Consider the following 3,303-nt stretch of genomic DNA (forward strand, 5'->3'; position numbering starts at 1 on the left):
CTGATAAGCTTTCAATCTCAAGGAAATATCCTGAAYTTTCTGAGCCATCCGGACATCCAACAGTTTTACAGTCGGATCATCTTCAACATTAACAAGGACATATTGAAAAACTCCACCTGATTCATAGGCATTGTCAGGCGGTTCTGCCATATACTTGGGTGAAATCTTAGAAAACTTAATCACGTATTTTTGGTAAATTGGTGTTTCAGCCTCTTTTGTAACAATTGGCAAAATGCCGCCTTCATCTTTCTGAAATTGATCAACTGCGCTTTGGACAGATTGTATTTGCTCTTTATAAGGCAGTTGATTTTGCATTTTTTGCTTCTGAGGATACAAACACCCAGTCAGTAATCCCGAGATGCATAATAAACATAATATTTTGAAAAAATTTTTCATCATTTCTCCTCACCTATCAAGTGGTTGGCCCGCTAAGAACAACGATAAGGATGATCAAGCCGGCTAGAATCATAAGTATGTATGCAATAATTGCTGTTAAGCCTTTAAAAAAACCTTTTAATTTATAGCGGCTTAAGTAAATAAGAAATATAGAGATAACCATAAAGCCCATAGCTATAAAGGATATCCACATTTTTTGCAGAGCAGGTGTCATATCATTATCACTCCTTTTTCCAGAAATTATTATAACATACCAAATTACGTTAAAGGAATTAAATCATTGTCCAAACTGTGTAAAAAATTGCTTATCACAATCATTTGATAAATAATAATTTTCAATTTCACTACCCCCTAGCCTTACATATAGTCCGATAAAAGACTTCCACTTCTTGCAAATTACCCGATAAATAAATGTATAACGCTCCCATTCTCTTCCTTTTATTCAACCAAAAAAGCAGCCCCTCGGCTGCTTTTTTGGTGAATTATAATTAAGATTTAAGTGTTGGCAACACATCTTTAAACGCTTTGATTACTGTATCAACTTCATCCAAATGAATTGTCAATGACGGCTCAATCCGGATTGTTTTAGAGTTTATAAGCGTACCCGCTACCAAAATACCTTTATCGAAGAGAGCTTTTGAGAATTCATAACCTACTTCGTCTTTATGGAACTCAATGCCAATCATTAAACCTTGTCCACGAATCTCCAAAACCTTATCTTTATGCTCGTTAGCTACTTCTCTTAATCCATTTAGGAAGTATTCACCTACTTCTGCGGCACGCTCCGGTAATTTTTCTTCCAAAAGCACATCGATTGTAGCAATGGCTGCAGCACAGGCAAGTGGGTTTCCTCCAAACGTGGTTGTGTGCATGAACGGATTTTCGAACCAGCTTTTAAACACTTTCTCATTGGCTACAACTGCCCCAGCTGGCATCACTCCACCACCAAATGCTTTAGCTAAACAAATAATGTCTGGAACAACATCATAAAGCTCAGAAGCAAACATTTTGCCTGTGCGCCCCATTCCCGTTTGCACTTCATCTAAGATTAATAACGCATCATACTCATCACATAATTCTCGAACTTGCTTCAAATAACCTTGTGGAGGCAGAATGACTCCTCCCTCTCCTTGGATAGGTTCCAACAATACAGCAGCAACTTCTTCACCGACTAGGGCACTACTTTCGAACGTTTTCCTCATCATATCGATATCACCGAAAGGTACATGACGTACGCCTGGAATCAGTGGTAGGAACGGTTTACGGAACATGCCCTTTGCAGTAGCCGAAAGGGAACCAAGACTTTTTCCGTGAAATGATTTTGTCGTCGAAATAATCGTGTATCGGTCGCTGTACATTTTAGCCAACTTCAACGCAGCTTCTACACTTTCAGTACCGCTGTTCGTAAAGAAGGAGTATTTTAAATCTCCCGGTGTAATATCAGCAAGAATCTTAGCAAGCATTGCCCGTAATGGATCTAGTAAGTCCTGGCTGTGAAGTGCTTGTCTTTGCAATTGATCAGTAACGGCTTTTACAACTTTGGGGTTACGGTGGCCAACATTATAGATACCAAAGCCGCCTAAACAATCAATATATTTTTTTCCATTAACATCCGTAAAACAGGAATCCTGGTCAGACCATTCTACTGCTGCGAATTGTGTATCTTTCGTTACGGTTTTCCGATATTCTAAAAAACCTGGGTTTACATGATTACGGAAATTTTCAACAGTTTCTTTCGTTACCCATTGGGCATCTTCTTTTGAAATTTCTTTTTGTTCGATTAATTGAAGCACTTTTTTAATATAATCCTGTGTTGCTGTTTGGCTCACTTGATTTGTTTTATTTTCTACATTAATTGACATATAAAAAACTCCTTTTTTAGTAATCTGTAGTGGATGGTTAATTATGATAGTTCTGATAAAACTTTACTGTTTACCTCCCTTTTAGCTTATACATATATACAAGCAAGAACCATGCCAACATGTTTCATTGAGGATATAGCTATTTTTCTTTTAAAAATCTATAAAAACTATGCAAATATGCATAGCTTATTTTCTGATGCATACCTCCCTTTTAGAAGTCCTTCGAGACGCTTTCCAATTACTACATAAAAAAAAGCCGTTGTACAAGTTAAACACTTGTCAACAGCTTTCATTCAAAAAAATACATTTTTTTCGCTTCTCTTATTTTGCTCTGCTAAGATTTTTTGATACTTTCTGCTCACTGACGATTGGCTGATCCCCAGCGCTTTAGCTGCTTTCGTCGTAGTTTTATATTGTTTCATTGCAAGCATGATCAATTGCTCTTCCACATAATCCTGTGCCTCTTGAAGAGGAAGAATTCTCGTTATAATTGGTTTTGCCTGTTTAAAATCGCTGCCAACTGTAAGGAACTTCTGGATAAAGTCGGCATCAATCATTTCTTCATCCGCGGAGACAACCAATCTTTCAATCATATTTTGCAATTCGCGAATGTTCCCTGGCCATGAATAGACCTCCAGAATATTTAGAGCATCTGGCGAAAAATGGTAATTCCGATGATACCGCTCATTTAGCTTTTGTAGAAAATGAAAAGCTAGCGGCGGTATATCCTCCGGTCTTTCCCTTAAAGGCGGAACATGAATGGGAATGACGTTTAACCGATAGAACAAATCTTCTCTAAATGTCCCCATCTCAACCATTTTTTCCAGTCTCTTATTCGTAGCAGCAACAATTTGAACATCAATCGGTATAGGTGTAGTACTACCAATCGGAATCACTTCCTGTTCCTGTAAAACACGAAGCAATTTCACTTGCAGGTGTATAGGCATATCTCCAACTTCATCAAGGAATAAAACGCCATTATTCGCTTGTTGAAAGTATCCTACCTTTCCATTTTTATCTGCGCCGGTAAATGATCCCTTCGTAT

Annotated in this window: 3 protein-coding genes and 1 pseudogene; all 4 read right to left on the reverse strand. The window is 37.8% G+C overall.

What is annotated here, in order from left to right:
- Positions 1–315: pseudogene (locus tag AC1DUW_RS24160) on the reverse strand (hypothetical protein); the annotation flags it as partial.
- Between the two features lie 97 nt (positions 316–412).
- Positions 413–610 carry a DUF2768 domain-containing protein gene (locus AC1DUW_RS24165; RefSeq protein ID WP_053346785.1) on the reverse strand — a complete coding sequence of 66 codons (198 nt, stop codon included), beginning with the start codon at positions 608–610 and terminating at the stop codon, positions 413–415.
- A gap of 274 nt (positions 611–884) precedes the next feature.
- Entirely contained in the window at positions 885–2,258 is a 1,374-nt protein-coding gene (locus AC1DUW_RS24170) for a putrescine aminotransferase (RefSeq protein ID WP_053346786.1), read from the reverse strand.
- 293 nt (positions 2,259–2,551) lie between these two features.
- The coding region (locus AC1DUW_RS24175) for a sigma 54-interacting transcriptional regulator (protein WP_477643661.1) at positions 2,552–3,303 on the reverse strand (752 nt) is incomplete at its 5' end.

It is taken from the genome of Peribacillus sp. P4_C12 (assembly GCF_056402095.1).

Bases quoted from the DNA above. Each gene is read 5' to 3' on its own strand.
- AC1DUW_RS24165 (WP_053346785.1), bottom strand. From the start codon at position 610: ATGACACCTGCTCTGCAAAAAATGTGGATATCCTTTATAGCTATGGGC.
- AC1DUW_RS24170 (WP_053346786.1), bottom strand. From the start codon at position 2,258: ATGTCAATTAATGTAGAAAATAAAACAAATCAAGTGAGCCAAACAGCA.